The organism is Parasutterella excrementihominis YIT 11859 (assembly GCF_000205025.1).
GTDB lineage: Bacteria > Pseudomonadota > Gammaproteobacteria > Burkholderiales > Burkholderiaceae_F > Parasutterella > Parasutterella excrementihominis.
This window is the reverse complement of record NZ_GL883754.1, coordinates 1-18,635: the sequence shown is the minus strand read 5'-3', so window position 1 is coordinate 18,635 and position 18,635 is coordinate 1. Positions and strand designations below refer to the sequence as shown.

Sequence of the window (18,635 nt, the reverse complement as noted above, 5' to 3'; positions counted from 1 at the left end):
CAACAACGGTCCTAATCGGCCTCCTTAAGTGAGTTTGGCATTTTGAGTTCCGGTAAGTTTTTACTCAACAACTACAATAGCGGCATACAAATCAGTCAAAACAAACAACCACAGAATCTTTTGATTCTGTCCCAGAGAGAACATGGCTTCAAACACTTCAAATTTTGTCGTCCCTCTTCCGCCGGTGGTAAAAGTTGAGGTCGAAGAGCAGGTCGTTCCTAAAGACTTTCGAGGTTATCTGACGCGAGCTTTGGCCTGGACGGCCTTGATGCCGCTATTTATGCTTGCCTTCATGCATTTCTCCCAATTAACGCACACTGCGGCGGTCATTGACGACCAGCAGATAATGAGAACGCAGCAATTTGCAAGAAGCATGAGTGCACGGTTTGTGAGTATCGAAACTTTTTTGAACACGGCATCTGACATGATTTCAGAGTCCATTGGTTCTAAAGTTATTCCGGTCTCACGCCTAAATAAGCTTGCAGAGAAAATGCCTTACCTCACTTCGCTTAAGCTTATCTCAGACACTGGGAGCGTGGACTTTCATCATGGTGAAAGCTCTGTCTCAACGGCTGAATTAATGTCCGCCTTTGCCGGCAGCGAAGTTAACGTTCGATCGTTTCAAAATGAAATTTGTTTTGGTTCGCGTATCCCGGAAGCTGATTCTTACGACCGTTCGTATCTTTTGATTGGCTGTGAGCCGAAGGAAGATATCGCTGCCATCTTCGAACGATCCGTTGGCGCTGAACCTTATTCTTTACAAATATTTGATTCAAAACAAAAGGAAATTTTCTTTACTTCTCTGAACGACAGCGGCAATGTAAGACCGCAAAACTTATCGTCGGAATTTGTGAAAATTTCTGAGCAAATGCTTGGGGCGCCTACACCTTTGTGGCGGACAAATCAAAAACGTAATGACTCAGCGGTTCTTTCAATTGCCGAGATTCCGGATACGGATTGGCGTGCGGTGTTTTCTCAGCGCGTGACATTTCGAGACAAGCAGCTCCTTTCCTCACTGCTGACTTCAGGCGTCTTTCTTGTTTGCGGTGCACTGCTTGCTCTAATTGTCGGAACCTTCTTGGGATTTCGTCTTACAAATTATGTCCAAACCTTAATCGACCAAATCAACGCCTTCAAGAAGGACGGTTCCATTAAGAAACCGGACCGATCTTTTCTTGCAAATGCGCCGATCGAATTGAAGTTGCTTTCGGTCCAGTTTGAAAAGCTGGTTCGGCAGGTTCAATCGACACAGAAGAAATTAGAAGAATCGAACTTAGATTTGACACATCAGGTCAACCTGCGAACCCGAACACTCAATCAGAGAAATCAAGAGCTCAGGGCCCTCCAGTTTCTCTTGGCGCCGCTTCAGGATGAGCCGCATGTTGTGATAAAGCGGACCGTCGAGAGCTTCCGTCTAATCCTCGGACTTAACCAATTGGATTTCGTCGATGAACCGGAAAGGGGTCGTCAGGATCTAGCCAGTTTGCCGGTTAAACTCAGCACGGGAGTTTTAGGATATTTAAGTTTCGAGCGGCCTGACTACACTCAAGAAAATCGAGTCAATACCTCGCTTCAGCGTTTGGCAAATTCGATTGCCATTGTGTTAGAGAACAAAGAGATGTTTTCTTCAGTGAAAGCTTCTCAATCCCGCTTCAATGCCCTACTGGAGTCTATGACGGAAGGGGTGGTACTGATCGGAAAAACCGGCAGTTTGCTGTATTCCAACAAGACAGCAAGAGAGATTCTTTCTATTGCGCCCGGAGACGGTATCGCCAAAGTCGAGAACTATATAGAGGAACACTTTAGAAAGGTTTATTTGGCAGACAGTCCGAATAATCCACAGGATTTCTTTGCGGGCCCCACTCGATATGTTAGTAAAGTAGATTCTGATTTTTTCATTGAAGCTTCCGGTTTTTTAGTGCCGGAATTTCATGGCTATGTTGGCCCGAGAATGGGTTTGCTCCTTCGAGATATTTCGGAAGAAGTTTCCATGGAAAGAATGAAGCGCAATTTGATCTCTGTTGTCGCGCATGAACTAAAGACTCCGGTCACTACGCTAAGACTTCAAAGTGAAACGCTGCAGCGCCAAATTAGATCCGGAAAACTTTCGGACTCTCAGCAGCTTCTGACAGAGATGCTGGAGGAAAGCGAGCGTCTGCAAAACTTGATTTGCGACTGGCTGGATGTTTCCAGACTTGAAGCAGGATCATTGGTGATTAAGCCGAAAGTGCAGACTGTTACCGCAATTTTGAATAAAGCAATGAAGAGCGTTCATCTTCATTTTCCTCACTTGGAGGTTTCGCTGAAAGTTGAGCCGGAAGCTGAATGTGTTTTGGCAGACAAGGATCGTATGACCCAGGTCTTTGTGAATATTTTGGAGAATGCTGCCCGCTACAACGACAAGGAAAAGCCTACGTGTAATGTGAGGTCGGAAAAAATTGATGACTCTGTGGTTATCAGCTTTTCTGATAACGGTATAGGCGTGTCCGAAAAACATCTCTCTAAAATTTTTGATTCTTTTTATCAAGTCGATATGGGTTCGGGACGGAAAGTCGGGGGGACCGGGTTAGGCCTTTCGATTTGCCGCGGTATCATGGCTGCCCATGGCGGAAAAATCTGGGCCGAACAAAATCCCAAAGGTGGAACAGTCTTTAAAATCTCCTTGTCGCTGTAGGAGGGAAGTATGCATCGTCCTTTAATCTTGATCGTTGATGACGAAAGCAAGATCCGCCGTCTTTTGGCTCAAAATTTAGAACTCGAAGGATTTGACGTTCAGACGGCTTCCGACGGAGCTCAGGCACTGGAGGTTTACAACAAGTCGGTTGAGAAACCCGATTTGATTTTGCTTGACTTAATGATGCCTGAAATTGACGGCATGTCCATGCTCAAGAGACTGCGCAAATCATCTGATGTGCCGGTCATCATTTTGTCGGCGAAAGACGAACGTCCCACGGTCATCGAGGGCTTCCGAGAAGGAGCAGACGACTTCGTCTCGAAGCCTTTCTACATTGAAGAACTGATGGAAAGAATTCGAGCCGTGTTGAGACGAGGAAAAACCAGATCACTTGTCCACGCCCCTCAAAGTCAGGAACTTATTTGCGGTGCGCTGAGACTGTTGCCCGGCCCGCGTCAATGTTATGTCAAAGACGCGCTCGTCAAACTGACGGACAGAGAGTTCAGGCTGCTCTTAGAGCTTGTGAAACATCCCGGAGAAGTCATGACCCATGAACGGCTGCTTCGAGCTGTGTGGGGCGACGAGAGCATCGGAGAGGTCCAGTATCTTCGTGTTACTTTTGCAAGGATTCGAAGAAAGCTTGAACAATGTGGGTTGGACGGCGGCGTGATTGCGGCTTATTCCTCCGTGGGATACCTAATTACAGAACCTGATTGACTTCCTCCGCGCCATAAATGAAGAGGATTCCTGCCGCTTCTCCGACAGCCGTGGCTTAATGTCGAAGTTGCCTCGGAGGTTTCTGCTTCAGCGAGATTGCCCAAAGGAGTACAGCTTGGTTTTTGCTCGTTCTCCCAAAGGAGATACGCGCGTGGACACAACCGTATACTCCTTCAGGTCTCACATCTCTCCACAGACTTGACTTCGGGACAGGCCGCCCCTAGATCTGAAAAGATAGGGCTGGTTTAGCCTATCCAGTCCTTTGGACCGGGCCCTTATATCGCCGTCATAAATGACAGTGTTTTACGGGCATACCTGATAAAAAGCTCTTAGTACAAACACGGATCACTTGTAATTTTTCTGCAATATATTTGCTGACAATTGCAATCGCTCTGTTACAGAATGTTGCGAACATTATCTCGTAGAGTTTTTTCTACGCGCGACTCCGAGAGAGTCTGCGTCTCAAATCAAGAGGAGATAGATAATGACAACTCAGATGATCATAGCCCAGTGCTTGATGGTCCTGACGTTGGTGATCATGATTACAGGCATGACGCCGATTTACATCACAGCCATCACAGGTGCGGCTATTTCCGCGATTGTTGCGGGCTTCCCGCTAGCCGGAAGCGCTCCGATGACAATTGCAAAGATGATTAATTCAGGTTTGAATCCTGTGATTGCCGACATGACCGGTATCTTGCTGTTCATCGGTATCATGCAGGCCACTGGCTTCTTGGATGTTATCGTAAGAGATATCGTTCTTTGGGGCAATAAGCTCGGCGGCGGCCCCGGAGTTTGCACGGCCGGCGGTATTGCAGCAGGCGTGATCGGCGCACTGACAGGGTTCACACAGCCTGTGATTACCGCCGTGATTACCGGTCCGGCTGCTGTTAAGCTCGGTGTTGACCCAAATAAAGTCGCCGGTATTCAGGCCCATGCAGGCCACATCGGTAATTTAGCAGGTTTTACACATCCGACTCAGGTTGCAATCCTTGCAACTGCCGGTATTGGCTACGGCTTGTTCAACGTTCTCGGTCTAATCGCTGCTCTCTCTATTTTCTTGATGTCCTACATCCGCGTGATCTATGACATGCATAAGAGAGGCGTTACGGTCAGTGAAGAAGACAGAATCGCCGTTATGGACGAAATCAAAAATAAAGAATATAAGACGACATCTGGAAAAGCATTCTTCCCGTTCTTAGTTCTCTTAGTCGGTTTCATCTGCGGTCTGCCGATTTTCCTGGTCGGTCTGGTATCCGCTCTCGTCGTTATGATCCTTGCTCACAAGGATATGAAGAGTGCAGAACAGACGATGATGCAGGGTGTCGGCTTAATCGCGACACCGTTGGTTGCAACGATCGGTTTCCTGTTTATGAGCACCGTTATTAAACAGATTGGTCTCGTTGACACGATTTCGACATTTGCTTCTCCGATGCTTTCCTTCTCTCCGGTTATTGTCATGTTCTGCGTGGCTTTCGTAACCGGCTTCATGACTCAGTCTTATGCAGCCTCTGTTGCTGTTTTGGTTCCGTTCCTTCAGGTTGTGCTCGGTACCGGAGCTGACCCGTTTGCAGCAGCTTTCGCTGCCGCTTCCGGCGCTTCTCTGATTCAGTACTTCCTTACCGGCGGCCCGGTTGCTGCTCTGGCTACCGTTATTCCGGTGGTTCCGGGATCTAACCTCAAACAGGCTAACTTGTTCCAGCGGCCGTCCATTCTGTTCGGTTGCTTGGTTGCCTTGATCATCACCATCCTTTTGATGATCTTCTAATTAGTCTGTGAATCTTCAGGTTCGGTGTTAGCCGAACCCGAACTCATCGGTTAACTCATGAAAACAAATATATCCTTATCTGCCGCACCATTCGGAGTCATCGGCGTTGTTGGTCATGCCGGATGCGGACACGCCAATAGCCACCTGGGTTTTATCCAAGACGATTCTGGGGGTCTGAGCGCAGTGCTTGGTCTTCTGCGAGAAGCAACTGGCTTAAGTCTTGAAATTGCGGAGTGCAATGTCCATACGGGTCTTGAGGATGCATATTTTCAAGTTAAGACAGTTTCAGGCGGAGAAGGCATAGGCACGGCAAGACGCGGCATTACAGCTTCAGAGGCACGTCTGGCATCTCATTGTGTCGGAAAGCAGGCCGTTTGTTCGCAAGCGATTGCGGTGGATTGCTTCGGAAGGGTCTTAGGTCAGGGCGCTATGGAAGTACCTGTTGCCTTGCAAACTGCGATTGCTAATGCAGCGTTGGATAGCTTTGTGAAAGCCTTCTCTGACCAATTCATCATCAAAGAAGAGGACCTGGAAGGAAACTGCGGAAAGATTCTTGGAACGGTTTTGGATATTCACGGTGTTCCGGTATCGGTCATGGCGCTTTCAAATGCGACCATAGGCGGCATTGGTCCTAATGAGGATATTGAAGGAAACGTTAACTTATACGGAAAGAAAGACTTATCTGAAAAACTGCATTTGGATCGAATCCCTTCCTTTGTCATTGAAGGCAAGGTCTGTGCAGAACCGCTTTCATCCGTTATCAAGGAACCCACATTCTTAATCAGAGCTTTCCCCGGGGATGACAACACTGTTGCCGCAAAAGCCTTATTAAAGGCCGCACAATCTCTGGGCCTTTCGGTGGAGTATCGTCCGGAACTGCTTGGCAGAAGTGATACCGCAATGGAAGATCTGACGCGTCAGCAAGGCAGAAAGATTATTGAATTCGGAGAAAGGCTGAGCAAAGCTTCTACTGCTCAGGAAAAAGTCCGAATCGCTGCCGAACTGAACGAATTTTGCAGTCAGGAGTTAGGCGGCATCACGTTTATGAGCAATGACGTTCACAAAGTCATGGGCGGGGTCGGTTGTATTCCGGGAACTTCTGCTGTAATGAGCCTCTTTATTAGCCGAGAGCAACTCCAAAAACAAGTTCTTCCGACCTTAGAGTCGGAAGACGTTAAAAATTACGACCGAATCATCTGCGCTGCGGTCGGATACTTGAATGAAAATCTTGGGCAGGCAAACGAGGAACTCATTGCTGCTCAGGAAAAGTATGGAATGATCTGAAACTAAAAATTTTCAAAGGAGAAAAAGAATGTCGGATAAGAAAAAAGTCATAGTTTTTACTACCGGCGGCACCATCGCTATGAAGTTTGACCCGAAGGTCAACGGCCTGGTTCCTGCTGTCAGCGGCGCAGACTTGGCCGCCGCTGTTCCTGGTTTGGATAAACTTGCTGATGTTGAAGTCAGAGAGTTTTCAAATCATGCCAGCTGCGCGATGACTCCGCAAAAAATGTTTCAGCTCTCTCAAATGATTGAGGAAGCTTTGAAAGAAGAGGGCGTTGCCGGCGCTGTAGTGACCCACGGTACCGATACAGTTGAGGAAACCGCCTACATGCTCGACATTCTTCACAAGAGCGAAAAGCCTATTGTCTTAACCGCTGCAATGCGCGGCGCCGGCGATACCAGCCCGGACGGTCCAGCAAATATTTACTGTGCTGTCAAAACAGCGGCCAGCGAAGAAGCCAAAGGCAAGGGCGTAATGGTTCTGCTGAATGAAATTATTCATGCAGCCGGACAGGTCAGAAAGACTCATTCCGCTAACCCCGATACCTTTGCTTCTCCTTGGTGGGGCCCCATAGGTTACTGCGATGTCGATAGAGTTGTTTTCCGTCGTGCTCCCTTGGACAGACGTACTTATTCCCCCAAAGAACTTACCGCGCGCGTTGATATTGTTACCGGTCAGACAGGCATCGGTCGTGATTACATCGACTTTGCTGTTGCTCAGGGCTGCAAAGGCATCGTGTTAGAAGGATTCGGACGCGGAAATCTTCCTGCCATTGTGGAACCGGCGATAAAAGATGCAACAGATAAAGGTGTTGTTGTGGTAATTACCACTAGAACCCCGGGAGGTCGCCCTTACCAGGTCTATGCCTATCCCGGTTCTGTCACGGACAGCCGCAACAACGGTGCGATTCATGGCGGAGAATTTTCTTCTGCCAAAACTCGTCTCAAGCTGATGGTTCTGCTTTCCGAACGTCCCGAGCTGGCAAAGAAAGAAAATCGAGAAGAACTTGAAAGACTCTTAGACGTATAGCAAATTACCTATTGATATCCTTAATTTGTTTTATCCCTCCATAAAACAAAGTTTGGGCTGTCGATTTCTTCTACCAAGAGGAAGCCGACAGCCCTTTTTTGTGCACCCTAGACTTCCTATCACAGTTTTGGATTGAAAAAACAATTTTGCAACCTTCTGATAACCGTCGTTAATTCGATCATTGCCTTTCTGAAGGCTGTTAACGTCCCAAGAAATGGTTAAAATTGGAAAAAGGCTCAGAAAGAAGAATCCCATGGCTGACACCGCTTTTTATACTCACGGATTGTTTTTCAAACACAAGATGGGAAGCAACAATCCCGAATGTCCTAAGCGCCTGGAAAAAATCGAAGAGCTCATGCTGGCTGCAGGAACTTCTCAGTTCGTCGATCAAAAGACGCCGCCGATGGTGGCCGTGACCGACATGCTGGCTGCCCACGATGCTGACTATATTTCCTACCTCTCCCACAATTCACCTAAGGAAGGTCTGAATACCATCAGTGTTGACACTGCGATGAATCCGTATACCTGGGAGGCAGCGCAATATGCGGCCGGAGCCGCCTGCGCCGGCGTGGATGACGTTCTTTCAGGTCAATATAAGAAGGTTTTCTGCGCCGTCAGACCGCCCGGACATCACGCGCATAGGGACCATTCCGGCGGCTTTTGCTTCTTAAATAATGTAGCTATTGGTACGCTGCATGCCATCGGAGTTTACGGATTAAAGCGAGTAGCAGTCGTGGACTTCGATGTCCACCACGGGGACGGGACGAGCAATATTCTTGGAGGCAGGGACGATGTTTTAATTCTGGACGGATTCCAGGAAGCGCTTTTCCCGTATGCGCATATTCATCATGCGCCTCCGAATGCAATTTACACACCTTTCCCGGAAGGAACCGAAGGGATTGCGCTTCGTCGAACCATGGATGAAGTTTGGATGCCCAAGCTCAAGGAGTATAGGCCTGAGCTGATAATGGTTTCCGCAGGATTCGATGCCCATCGGGAAGAAGACCAGGCTCAGCTCTTAATGGTTGAACGGGACTACGCATTCTTAGGCCGCCGCCTGGCTTCCTGCAAATCCGAGATTCCGGAGTGCCGTGGTGTCGTAGCAGTCCTTGAAGGCGGATACAACACGTCTTCTCTGGCCAGAAGCTGCGCAGCCTTCATTCATCAGCTGGCTTGCACGGATTAGCCGATGGATTCCGGAAAGAACTTTCTTATGCCCGGCGTCTCTAAGCGGGAGGTCCTCGCTTGGGCTTCGTACGATTTTGCGAACTCCGGTTACACCACCGTTATTCTGACAGCGGTCTATAACGCGTTTTTTGTGTCGGTTGTCGCAGAAAACGCTGTTTGGGCCACGTTTGCGTGGACGCTGACGATCACGCTTTCTAATTTGCTGTCTATTGCTGTTATACCGGTGATCAGCGCGTTGGCAGATGCCAAGGCCAATAAACGATTTTGGCTTGCGGTGATGACGGGCATCTGCTGCATGAGCACCGCGACGCTTGCCTACACCGGTCCTGGGACTTTGGCCTCAGCGGTTTTTCTGATCGTGATTTCTAATACGGCATTCAATGCCGGTGTGTCGCTCAACTCAGCGTTTCTCTCGGAGTTGGCAAAGCCCGAAGCTTTCGGCAAGGTTTCCGGCTGGGGCTGGTCTTTCGGCTATCTCGGCGGCATCGTCAGTTTGGCTGCTTGCTTGCTTATTGTTTTTGAGGGACAGAAAGCAGGTCTTCCCGCCGATGTTTATGTGCCGTATACGGCAATGTCCACGGCGACTATTTTCTTTGTCATGGCTTTGCCGATGCTCTTGTATGTCAAAGAGCGTTCTAAACCTAAGAATATCTCCTTTGAAAAGACTTTCAAAAGAATCAGACAGGAATCGGTCGACAGTTTCAAACTTCTTAAACGTTATCCGGAATTCTTGAAGTTTTGTGTCTGTGGACTTTTCTACCAAGCCGGTATTGCCGTTGTGATTACGCTTTCAGCAGTCTATGCCCAGCTCGTTATGAAATTTACGACTGCTCAAACGATTACTTTGATTTTGGTCGTCAATATCACTGCGGCCATCGGAGCCTTTGTTTTCGGGTACGTTCAAGATCGGTTGGGGCACAAGAAAACTTTGGCGCTCACCATACTTTTGTGGATCATCATGGGCGTGATGGCAGCGTTCTCACATGGTCCAGTGAGTTTTTGGATCGCTGCCAATATTGCCGGCATCGCGATGGGATCGAGCCAATCAGCGGGCAGGGCAGTTGTTGCCGTTTTTGCTCCGGCAGGAGAACTTGCCCAGTTCTACTCTGCCTGGAACGTCGCCGTTTGGGGTGCCAATGTTTTGGGCCCGATCACATACGGAACAGTCACTTGGCTGACGTCCGGAGATCAAAGAACCGCAATCCTCGTGACGACACTTTTCTTTGTTATCGGACTTTTAATCCTTCGTCGTGTGCATTTGCCGTCTAAGACTGTTTGCTGATACCGCTTTTGCGGCTGACGGCATCTGGCTTAAATAATGTCCCAGAAAAGCAAAACGCTCCTAAAAAGGAGCGTCTTGCAAAACTAAAACCTAGGACTTAGCTTAATCCTGTGATCTTGCCGTCAACGACGTCGATGGTATATGCAGCCGGTTTCTTCGGCAAGCCGGGCATACGCATGATGGCGCCGGTCGTAACAACCAGGAAGCCTGCGCCTGCGTTCAGGATGACGCGCTGGACAGGAAGCGTAAAGCCGTGAGGAGCTCCTTTCAGGTCCGGATCGTGGGACATAGAGAAAGGAGTCTTAGCGATGCAGATAGGAAGCTTTTCAAATCCCATGTTCAAGGCTTTGATCTTGGCCAGGTCTTTCAGAGCGGCAGAAGAGTAAGAAACATCTTGTCCGCCGTAAACCTTGGTGTTGACGTCCTGAATCTTTTCTTCAATGGATTCGTCAAGGCTGTAGGCGTAGTTCAAAGGCTTAGAACCTTCTTTGACGGCAACCATCACTTCTCTGGCAACGTCTAACGCACCTTCGCCGCCTTTGGCAAAGCCGTCGGAAATCGCGAAGCGAACACCGGCAGCCAAGCATTCTTTGCGGACAACATCGATTTCTTCTTCGTTGTCGTTGGCGAAATGGTTCAAAGAAACGACGACCTGCTGGCCGAAACGCTTCAGGCTGACAATGTGAGCCTTGAGGTTGGGAAGGCCGTTGATCAGAGCATCCATGTTTTCCTTGCCGATTTCAGGCAAAGGAACACCGCCGTGCCACTTCAGAGCTCTTAAAGAAGTGACGAGGATCGTCGCGGCAGGCTGAAGATTGTTCATACGGCACTTGATGTCATAGAACTTTTCAGCGCCTAAGTCGCTGCCGAAGCCGGCTTCCGTGATTGCCCAGTCGGCAATCGTCATAGCAGCGCGGGTAGCGGCAACTGAGTTGCAGCCGTGAGCGATGTTGGCGAACGGGCCGCCATGAACGAAAGCAGGAACGCCTTCGATGGACTGAACCAAGTTCGGAAGCATGGCGTCTTTCAGAAGCGCCATGAGGGCGCCGGTAGCGCCTAATTCTTTGCAGGTATAAGCAGAGCCGTCGCGTTTCAGACCGACAACCAGGCGATCTAAACGGACGCGAAGGTCTTCTTCGCCGGCAGCTAAACAGACAATGGCCATGAGCTCGGAAGCAGCGGTGATGTCAAAGCCGGTTTCTGTAGGAATGCCGTTGGCAGAACCGCCGAGACCGGTGACGATGTTGCGAAGCATACGATCGTTCACGTCAAGAACGCGGCGCCATGTAATTTCTTTGAGGTCGACCTGACCCTGATGGCGGGCGTTGTCAATTAAAGCGGCCAGAAGGTTGTTGGCTGCAGTAATGGCATGGAAGTCGCCTGTAAAGTGCAGGTTGATGGATTCCATCGGAACGACCTGAGAGTAACCGCCGCCGGCAGCACCGCCCTTCATACCGAAGGAAGGTCCGAGAGAAGGTTCTCTCAGAGCCAGACATGCTTTTTCGCCGAGTTTCTTAAAGGCCTGAGCAACGGCAATGGAAGTCGTTGTCTTTCCGGACCCGGCAGGCATACCGGAAGTCGCCGTGACGAGAATAAGTTTGCCCTTGGCGTTAGAGGTGTCCAAAGCAACTTTGGCTTTGTCTCTGCCGTAAGGAATGAACTGGTCGTCGGAAAGACCGTATTCATGGGCGAGTTGATCGATAGGAATGAGCTTGGTTTGCTGTGCAATTTCAATGTCAGTCAGCATGTCTGTCCTTGATAGAAAGGTGTGAGTCGGAAACTTGGATAAAGTATCTAACCTGTTTGAACGCATTTTTGGGTGTCTGCGAACAAGGCTCCATTCTAATGGTAGACATCCTCTTACGTCCTAAAAACAAGAAGAGGAAAATCCGTATTTTTCCTTAGGCTGAACAACCTAACTAAAACGAGTTCGACCGCTTTTGAGAAGCGATAATTATTTCCTCTGCTTAATCAATTCGTTTGCGGAAAAGAAAAACCGAAGATTTTTAGGTCTTCGGTTGGCGGAAAAACTTTGTAAGAATTATTCAGCTTTTTTCTTTTCCTCACTCGGTGTCTCGGATTTGGCAACTTCCGCGTTCAAAACCTTAGGATCATGAGCGGCACGAGGTACGAATTCCGGATCAAACTTCGGATTGAGCAGGCGTTCTAAAGCGATACGGACACCGCGTGAATACTGGTAGTGGATCTTGCCGACTTGGAATTCCGAGGCGATTGTATGGCGCTGAGAGTCCAGTTTTTCCGGCATAGGCTCGGAAGCTTTAGGACCGTAAAGTTTGAACATCAGCAGAGCAGAAACGGCGTCCGAGACTTCTTTAGGGTTCTCGGGGTTTCTTTCGAGTGTCGACTCAATAACATTCCAATATTCATCGAAGTCCGGTTTGAAGCTCTTATGCAGCAGCTTAGTGCGGAGGGCCTCGATGAGTTCCTCATTCGGCTCGCCTTCCATCTTCAGCGTGCTGTTGCGAACGCCTTCTAAAAAGAGAGCAACCGAGAAGGGAATGTACTGTTTTTGAAATTCTTCCAGGCGTTTTTTTCTTCCGATAAACCAAGGAATGTAGAAATCCGTCGCTTTTCTCAGTGTTTTGAAATTTTCTTTGTAATAAAACTGAAAAACTTTATTAAGTCCCTCAATTTTGGCTTTAAGATCTGCGGACTGAGCCATGTTGTACTGTCGGTTTGTTAGAAAGATTTACATAATCTACACGATCTAAGGAACGTTTTGTCTTTTACTGCCTACCTTTGGACGCTATTTACGAGTGCATTAATCTCTTCTACCGTTTTACCCGGCGGAAGCGAGGCACTGGTCGTCTTCGGAATGCACGAATTTCAGACGCATTTATGGATCGTTGTCTTTGTCGCGACGGCAGGAAATACATTAGGCGCGTTAATAACCTATGGGATGGGGAGACTCATCCCGAATAAGAAGCAGGAAGCTAGAAGTCTGGAACTGCTAAAAAAATACGGACCGATAACACTGCTTTTTTCTTGGCTTCCTATCGTTGGCGACGGCTTCTGCCTCGGCGCGGGCTGGCTGAGAATTAACTTTTGGCGCTCTTTTTTGCTGATTCTCCTCGGTAAGTTCGTCCGCTACTTAGTTTTGGCTGCGGTTTCGCTGCATATGTTTTCTTAAGCTGGAAGACTCTAAAAGAAGATCGTTAATTCTTTGGGAAAAACACCTGCAGCCTCGAGTCCTTATACACCTAACTGTCTTGGTAAAACGAATCAAATTTTTAGGATATCTCCTTAAAAAATGAAGATTTTTAGAAACTAACACCCGCCTATATTGAATCTGCGTACTTTTGTAATAGGAGATTTTGGTATGCAGTGTTTGGACGACTTTCGTCTTTCTTTTAAGGGACGTGACTTTTTGCCGCTGATGGTCGGCGGAATGGGAACCAATATTTCGACAGCAAATCTCGTATTGGCGATTGAGAAGCTTGGAGGAATGGCCCATCTTTCTGACGCTATGCTGCCGGATGTTGCAGATCGCGAAATCGGAACACATTTTACAAAAGAGAAGACAATCCGATTCAAGTCAATGATTGAAGAAGCAGACAAGACGGAAGAAAAGTTCAACTTGGAGGCTCTGTCCAGGGTCTCAAAACAATATTTTTCCGATGTGATGGAAAAGGCAACCGGTAAGGGTCTGGTTCTTGTGAATTGCATGGAAAAGCTCACTATGAACGACCCGATCGCCACGCTGAAGGCTCGATTGAATGCAGCATTGGATGCCGGTGTCGACGGTATTACGATGTCTGCCGGTCTGCATCTTTCAAGCTTGAAACTGATGCAGGACAATCCTCGGTTCAATGACGCGCTTTTCGGATTGGTTGTCTCTTCGGCTAGAGCGCTGAACCTCTTCCTGAAACGCACGGCATTCATCGGACGCAAACTGGATTATGTGGTTGTTGAAGGTCCGCTGGCCGGAGGACATTTAGGTTTCGGCGAGGATTGGAGAAACTTCAAGCTGGAAGATATCGTTAAAGATGTCGTCAAGCTCGTGAAAGATACCGGACTAAACGTTCCTGTGCTCGGTGCCGGCGGAATATTTTCCGGGAAGGAAGCCGTTGACTTAATGAAAAAGACCGGCGCGTCCGGCATTCAAGCAGCGACTAGATTCACGATTGCTCAGGAAAGCGGTCTTCCCGATCCGGTCAAACAAGTCTATATCGACGCAAAAGACGAAGACGTTGAAGTCAACCATGCTTCTCCGACCGGATATCTCATGAGAATGCTTAAAAACTCTCCGGCGTTAACCGCCAATAATCGGCCGAACTGTGAGTCTTATGGCTATATGCTTTCGCACGGAAGTTGTCCATACCTTAAAGAGTGGCTGGAAAACTCGTCCGAGAAGACCAAATGCTGCTTGTGCACGAATATGCGCAATTACAAAGTGTGGACGTGCGGTACGAGCGTCAGCAGGCTCAAGACGACAACGGTTAGAGGTCAAGACGGGAAGTGGGTTCTTCCGACGGCCGAACAAATCTTCAACGACTATCGATTGGCCTAAACAAATTGATAATCAGGAAAGAGGCGCCAAAGTTTCGAGCGCTTCTTTCGCAAGATAAGCTCGGTTTCATCCTCAAAAGCTAAGCTCCCCTGTGCATGCAATTCGCTCAAAACGTTTTGCCTGAAAAAATTCAGCGAGGCTTCAATCGCTATAATCCACCGAATGTAATCTAACATTAGAGAAATAAATGAAAATTCTTGTCCCTGTCAAAAGGGTGGTCGACGCCAATATTAAGGTCAAAGTCGGACCTGACGGCAAACTCGACGTCGCTAACCTCAAACACTCGATGAACCCGTTCGACGAAATTGCACTCGAACAGGCCGTTCAAATGAAAGAAAAGGGCATTGCCAACGAAGTGATCGCAGTGTCCGTCGGCGATACAAAGTCTCAGGAAACATTGCGCACGGCCCTTGCTATGGGTGCCGATAAGGGCGTTCTCATTCAGACGGACAAGCCCTTTGAAGCAGAGCCTCTGAACGTTGCCAAGCTCATCAGCGCTTATGTCAAACAAGTCAATCCGGATCTGATCATCTGCGGTAAGCAGGCCGTTGACAACGACTCGAATCAAGTCGGTCAGATGATTGCCGCGATGTGCGAATATCCGCAGGCAACCCACGTTTCTGCTGCCGTGATGAAGGAAGGCAAACTCGAAGTCACACGCGAGATCGACGGCGGCTATGAAGTTCTCGATCTCACACTTCCGGCTGTAGTGACTGCTGATCTGAGATTGAACGCTCCGCGCTATGTCACACTGCCGATGATGATGAAAGCCAAGCGCAAGCCGCAGGAAGTCGTCCAGGCTTCTGCTCTGTGCCCCGAGCTTCGTGCGCACGTTGAAGTTGTCGGCTATGAAGCGCCTGCAGCTCGCAAAGTCGGCCGCAAAGTTGCCAACGTCGACGAACTCATCGACAAACTGAAGAACGAAGCGAAGGTACTTTAAGGAGCGAAACATGGCCGTTTTAGTTATTGCAGAACATAATCATGCCGCTCTGAACCCTGCGGTTTATTCTTTGGTCACCGCTGCTCAAAAGATCGGCGGCGACATCGACATCATGATCGCCGCTCAGGAAGGCGGAAAGCTCGCAGAAGAAGCAGCCAAAATCAACGGTATTCGCCGCGTGCTGCTTTCCGAGGCTCCTTACTTTGCCGAAGAACTGCCCGAAAATCTTGCCGCTTCCGTCTTAGAAGTGGCAAAAGAATATGATTACTTCCTTTTCGTCGCCAACCCTGCCGGTAAAGCAGCCGCTCCACGAGTTGCCGCCGTATTAGATGTTGCTCAGATTTCCGAAATCACGGAAGTCGTTGACGCCAAAACATTTAAGCGTCCGATTTATGCCGGTTCTGTCATTGAAACCGTGCGCGCGCTCGACCCAAAAGTTGTCTTAACGGTCCGCGCTACCGCATTTGATGCCGCTCCGACCGGAGAAGGCAAGGCCGAACTCGAAAGAGTCGTTCCCGCTTCTCCTGTGATTAAAGTCACTTTCGTCCGCAGCGAACAGGTCAAGAGCGATCGTCCCGATCTGCAGAACGCTAAGATCGTTTTAGCCGGCGGCCGAGGTTTGGTTGACGAAGCTGAATTTGCGGAAATGGGCAAACTGGCCGACAAACTCGGCGCAGCCGTCGGTACGACCCGCGCAGTGGTCGACGCCGGTATTGCTCCGAACGATTGGCAGATCGGTCAGACCGGTAAGATCATTGCTCCTGACCTTTACATCGGTTTCGGTATTTCCGGCGCCATTCAGCATATTGCCGGTATCAAAGACGCCAAAGTCATTGTGGCTGTGAACAAAGATCCTGAAGCTCCTATCTTTGATGTCGCCGATTACGGCTTAGTCGGTGATGCAATGACAGTGATTCGGGAATTGGAAGCAAAACTCTAGTTTTACGATACTAAAGTTCAGGCAAAAGGCGGTTGACAACAGCCGCTTTTTCGTTTGCACTGAGTAACAAAACAGATGCAACCCGTTTGTTTAATTGAAAAAATTAGGATAAAATCACGTGTTTTCAGGCGTTAGAAGCCTAATTTTTAAACTTTTTAGAATATAAATTTTTTGAGGTAACTTAATATGGTCGTTATCCGTCTGGCTCGCGGCGGCTCCAAGAAGCGCCCCTTCTACAACATCGTCGCGACCGACTCCCGCAACCGCCGTGACGGTCGTTTCAATGAACGTATCGGCTTCTACAATCCGATGGCATCCGGTGCTGCTCCCCGTCTTTCCATCAATGAAGCTTCTTTGAACGCTTGGGTTGCTAACGGCGCACAGATGAGCGACACCGTTGCTCGTCTCTACAAAGAATTCAAAAAGGCAGCTGCTCCTGCTGCTTAATTGATTTCTGACCGTTTGTGACTAACGAGAAGAATTCCGGCGCCGAGCCTATTGTGCTCGGCGCTTTGCATGGTGCCTACGGGCTAAAAGGCTGGGTTCGCGTCCAGCCTTTCCAGGGTACGTCTGCGCTTTTAGGTTCCAAACACTGGCAGCATGTCCTTCCTGACGGTGAAGTCAGACCCGTGGAACTTGAAAAAGCAAAACTGCACGGCGCCGGTATCGTCGCAAAATTCCAAGGCATCGATACGCCTGAGGATGCAGCGGCGCTTCGCGGTGCAGTGGCCCTTTACCGCAAGGATTTTCCTGAAGCCGAAGAGAACGAATACTACTGGGTCGATTTGATCGGATGCGACGTCGTCAATAAAGAAGGGCAGAGCATCGGCCAAGTTAAGGGCATGATCGACAACGGTGTTCACGACATTCTGAATGTCAAACGCGCCGACGGTAAAGAAGTTCTCATTCCTTTTGTTGAAGATTATTTGGCAGAAGTGAACGTTGAGGCGAAGAAGATCGTTGTGGACTGGGATCCGTCCTGGGATTAAACCGCATTATGCGTTTTGACATCGTCACGCTGTTTCCGGAAATGCCGCTTCTTATAGAGAAGTTCGGTATAACCGCTCGGGCTGCCAAGCTAGGACTTTGGCAGCTTAAGTGCTGGAACCCGCGTGATTTTGTTTTTGATGCGCATAAGACCGTAGACGATCGACCCTTTGGGGGCGGCCCGGGCATGGTTCTGTTGGCAGAACCGTTGGCTGACGCAGTGGATGCTATCCGCAAGGACGGCAACTACGGCAAAGTTATTGCGTTTGCGCCTTCCGGCAAAACGCTCAATGACGACAAAGTGCGTTCATTGTCCGAAGACAATCAGGATTTGATTCTGATTTGCGGCCGATACGAAGGCATTGATCAGAGGTTCCTGGATACCTATGTCGATGAGACCCTATCGATCGGAGACTACGTTCTCTCCGGCGGTGAGCTTCCGGCAATGGTGCTTATGGATGCAGTAATCCGTCAGCTTCCCGGCGCGATTAAGGATTTGTCGGCTTCCGACGAGTCTTTTTCTACAGGTCTTTTGGATGCTCCGCATTACACACGGCCGGAGGTTTGGCGAGATATGCCGGTTCCGGATGTGCTTTTGAGCGGACATCATAAAAACATCCGAGCATGGACACGCAAACAGGTGTTACAAATAACCGCCCAAACGCGTCCGGATTTGGTTAAAATAGCGCGCTCGAAGAATTTGCTGACCCGTGAGGATGAGCGAGTTCTGCGAGACATTAAAGAGAGTACGGAATCGTAAAACGTTCCGATTTTTAAAATCCATCCTCTCTGCAGTTGAAGAAATAACAGAGCTGCATGAAGATGGTCATTGGAGACAAAAATGAATTTGATTGAAACACTTGAAAAAGAAGAGATTGCCCGTCTTTCTGAAGGCAAAACCTTCCCGAAAATGAACCCTGGCGACACCGTTGTCGTTAACGTGAACGTCGTTGAAGGTTCTCGCAAGCGTGTTCAGGCTTTCGAAGGCGTGATCATCGCCATTCGCAACCGCGGTTTGAACTCTGCTTTCACCGTTCGTAAGATTTCCAGCGGTGAAGGTGTGGAACGTACATTCCAGCTCTATTCTCCGTTGATTGCCAGCATCGAAGTTAAGCGCCACGGTGACGTCCGCCGCGCCAAGCTCTACTACCTGCGCAATCTGTCCGGTAAAGCTGCTCGAATCAAAGAAAAACTGGTTCGCAAGGCCTAATCGGTATTCGGATCTCCGAATTAGAAAAACCTCGTCAGCTTCGGTTGGCGAGGTTTTTTGGTGTGCTCGGCATGAGCATTCTCT

The 18,635-nt window shown here is 48.9% G+C and carries 17 protein-coding genes; 15 read left to right on the top strand and 2 right to left on the bottom strand.

Features of this window, described 5'->3' with window-relative positions:
• Positions 1-142 precede the first annotated feature (142 nt).
• The 7 genes from HMPREF9439_RS10055 to HMPREF9439_RS10020 all read left to right on the top strand — a co-directional run bounded on the left by HMPREF9439_RS10055 (position 143) and on the right by HMPREF9439_RS10020 (position 9,943).
• On the top strand, positions 143-2,674 hold the full coding sequence (locus HMPREF9439_RS10055; protein WP_008864774.1) for an ATP-binding protein: 2,532 nt from the start codon (positions 143-145) through the stop codon (positions 2,672-2,674).
• A 9-nt stretch (positions 2,675-2,683) separates the two neighbouring features.
• Positions 2,684-3,391 (top strand): response regulator transcription factor, encoded by a 708-nt coding sequence (locus HMPREF9439_RS10050; RefSeq protein WP_008864773.1) that lies wholly within the window; start codon positions 2,684-2,686, stop codon positions 3,389-3,391.
• A 484-nt stretch (positions 3,392-3,875) separates the two neighbouring features.
• The gene (locus HMPREF9439_RS10045; protein ID WP_008864772.1) at positions 3,876-5,159 is read left to right on the top strand and encodes a hypothetical protein; all 1,284 of its coding nucleotides are present in this window, start codon (positions 3,876-3,878) and stop codon (positions 5,157-5,159) included.
• 57 nt (positions 5,160-5,216) lie between these two features.
• Positions 5,217-6,443 (top strand): hypothetical protein, encoded by a 1,227-nt coding sequence (locus HMPREF9439_RS10040; protein ID WP_008864771.1) that lies wholly within the window; start codon positions 5,217-5,219, stop codon positions 6,441-6,443.
• Positions 6,444-6,471: 28 nt separating this feature from the next.
• A complete protein-coding gene (locus HMPREF9439_RS10035; RefSeq protein ID WP_008864770.1) occupies positions 6,472-7,473 on the top strand; it encodes an asparaginase in 1,002 nt (333 codons plus the stop codon).
• Positions 7,474-7,726: 253 nt separating this feature from the next.
• Positions 7,727-8,659, top strand: coding sequence for a histone deacetylase family protein (locus HMPREF9439_RS10025; protein WP_040603607.1), 933 nt, complete (start codon positions 7,727-7,729; stop codon positions 8,657-8,659).
• Between the two features lie 3 nt (positions 8,660-8,662).
• Positions 8,663-9,943 (top strand): MFS transporter, encoded by a 1,281-nt coding sequence (locus HMPREF9439_RS10020; RefSeq protein ID WP_008864767.1) that lies wholly within the window; start codon positions 8,663-8,665, stop codon positions 9,941-9,943.
• A gap of 97 nt (positions 9,944-10,040) precedes the next feature.
• Here HMPREF9439_RS10020 and HMPREF9439_RS10015 read toward each other — a convergent pair whose 3' ends face one another.
• Together HMPREF9439_RS10015 and HMPREF9439_RS10010 are read right to left on the bottom strand one after the other, a co-directional pair.
• Complete coding sequence (locus HMPREF9439_RS10015) at positions 10,041-11,690, bottom strand: formate--tetrahydrofolate ligase (RefSeq protein ID WP_008864766.1); 1,650 nt, start codon at positions 11,688-11,690, stop codon at positions 10,041-10,043.
• A gap of 294 nt (positions 11,691-11,984) precedes the next feature.
• Complete coding sequence (locus HMPREF9439_RS10010; protein WP_008811108.1) at positions 11,985-12,626, bottom strand: hypothetical protein; 642 nt, start codon at positions 12,624-12,626, stop codon at positions 11,985-11,987.
• 57 nt (positions 12,627-12,683) lie between these two features.
• Between HMPREF9439_RS10010 and HMPREF9439_RS10005 the strand changes: the two genes are divergently transcribed.
• From HMPREF9439_RS10005 to rplS, 8 genes are all read left to right on the top strand, one after another.
• Positions 12,684-13,094 carry a YqaA family protein gene (locus HMPREF9439_RS10005; protein WP_021867517.1) on the top strand — a complete coding sequence of 137 codons (411 nt, stop codon included), beginning with the start codon at positions 12,684-12,686 and terminating at the stop codon, positions 13,092-13,094.
• A 189-nt stretch (positions 13,095-13,283) separates the two neighbouring features.
• Positions 13,284-14,474 carry a nitronate monooxygenase gene (locus HMPREF9439_RS10000; RefSeq protein ID WP_008864764.1) on the top strand — a complete coding sequence of 397 codons (1,191 nt, stop codon included), beginning with the start codon at positions 13,284-13,286 and terminating at the stop codon, positions 14,472-14,474.
• Positions 14,475-14,661: 187 nt separating this feature from the next.
• Positions 14,662-15,414, top strand: coding sequence for an electron transfer flavoprotein subunit beta/FixA family protein (locus HMPREF9439_RS09990; RefSeq protein WP_008864762.1), 753 nt, complete (start codon positions 14,662-14,664; stop codon positions 15,412-15,414).
• Positions 15,415-15,424: 10 nt separating this feature from the next.
• On the top strand, positions 15,425-16,354 hold the full coding sequence (locus HMPREF9439_RS09985; protein ID WP_008864761.1) for an electron transfer flavoprotein subunit alpha/FixB family protein: 930 nt from the start codon (positions 15,425-15,427) through the stop codon (positions 16,352-16,354).
• A gap of 186 nt (positions 16,355-16,540) precedes the next feature.
• Positions 16,541-16,801, top strand: coding sequence for a 30S ribosomal protein S16 (gene rpsP, locus HMPREF9439_RS09980; protein WP_008811113.1), 261 nt, complete (start codon positions 16,541-16,543; stop codon positions 16,799-16,801).
• 17 nt (positions 16,802-16,818) lie between these two features.
• A complete protein-coding gene (gene rimM / locus HMPREF9439_RS09975) occupies positions 16,819-17,343 on the top strand; it encodes a ribosome maturation factor RimM (RefSeq protein ID WP_008864760.1) in 525 nt (174 codons plus the stop codon).
• 8 nt (positions 17,344-17,351) lie between these two features.
• Positions 17,352-18,101, top strand: a complete 750-nt coding sequence (gene trmD / locus HMPREF9439_RS09970) for a tRNA (guanosine(37)-N1)-methyltransferase TrmD (protein ID WP_008864759.1) — start codon at positions 17,352-17,354, stop codon at positions 18,099-18,101.
• 81 nt (positions 18,102-18,182) lie between these two features.
• Positions 18,183-18,551, top strand: coding sequence for a 50S ribosomal protein L19 (rplS, locus tag HMPREF9439_RS09965; protein ID WP_008811116.1), 369 nt, complete (start codon positions 18,183-18,185; stop codon positions 18,549-18,551).
• The last annotated feature ends 84 nt before the right edge of the window (positions 18,552-18,635 follow it).

Coding starts and splice junctions, on each gene's coding strand:
- trmD (WP_008864759.1), top strand. CDS start 17,352: ATGCGTTTTGACATCGTCACGCTGTTTCCGGAAATGCCGCTTCTTATA.
- HMPREF9439_RS10040 (WP_008864771.1), top strand. CDS start 5,217: ATGAAAACAAATATATCCTTATCTGCCGCACCATTCGGAGTCATCGGC.
- HMPREF9439_RS10050 (WP_008864773.1), top strand. CDS start 2,684: ATGCATCGTCCTTTAATCTTGATCGTTGATGACGAAAGCAAGATCCGC.
- HMPREF9439_RS09985 (WP_008864761.1), top strand. CDS start 15,425: ATGGCCGTTTTAGTTATTGCAGAACATAATCATGCCGCTCTGAACCCT.
- HMPREF9439_RS10035 (WP_008864770.1), top strand. CDS start 6,472: ATGTCGGATAAGAAAAAAGTCATAGTTTTTACTACCGGCGGCACCATC.
- HMPREF9439_RS10015 (WP_008864766.1), bottom strand. CDS start 11,690: ATGCTGACTGACATTGAAATTGCACAGCAAACCAAGCTCATTCCTATC.
- HMPREF9439_RS09990 (WP_008864762.1), top strand. CDS start 14,662: ATGAAAATTCTTGTCCCTGTCAAAAGGGTGGTCGACGCCAATATTAAG.
- rplS (WP_008811116.1), top strand. CDS start 18,183: ATGAATTTGATTGAAACACTTGAAAAAGAAGAGATTGCCCGTCTTTCT.
- rpsP (WP_008811113.1), top strand. CDS start 16,541: ATGGTCGTTATCCGTCTGGCTCGCGGCGGCTCCAAGAAGCGCCCCTTC.
- HMPREF9439_RS10020 (WP_008864767.1), top strand. CDS start 8,663: ATGGATTCCGGAAAGAACTTTCTTATGCCCGGCGTCTCTAAGCGGGAG.
- HMPREF9439_RS10010 (WP_008811108.1), bottom strand. CDS start 12,626: ATGGCTCAGTCCGCAGATCTTAAAGCCAAAATTGAGGGACTTAATAAA.
- HMPREF9439_RS10000 (WP_008864764.1), top strand. CDS start 13,284: ATGCAGTGTTTGGACGACTTTCGTCTTTCTTTTAAGGGACGTGACTTT.
- HMPREF9439_RS10055 (WP_008864774.1), top strand. CDS start 143: ATGGCTTCAAACACTTCAAATTTTGTCGTCCCTCTTCCGCCGGTGGTA.
- HMPREF9439_RS10045 (WP_008864772.1), top strand. CDS start 3,876: ATGACAACTCAGATGATCATAGCCCAGTGCTTGATGGTCCTGACGTTG.
- HMPREF9439_RS10025 (WP_040603607.1), top strand. CDS start 7,727: ATGGCTGACACCGCTTTTTATACTCACGGATTGTTTTTCAAACACAAG.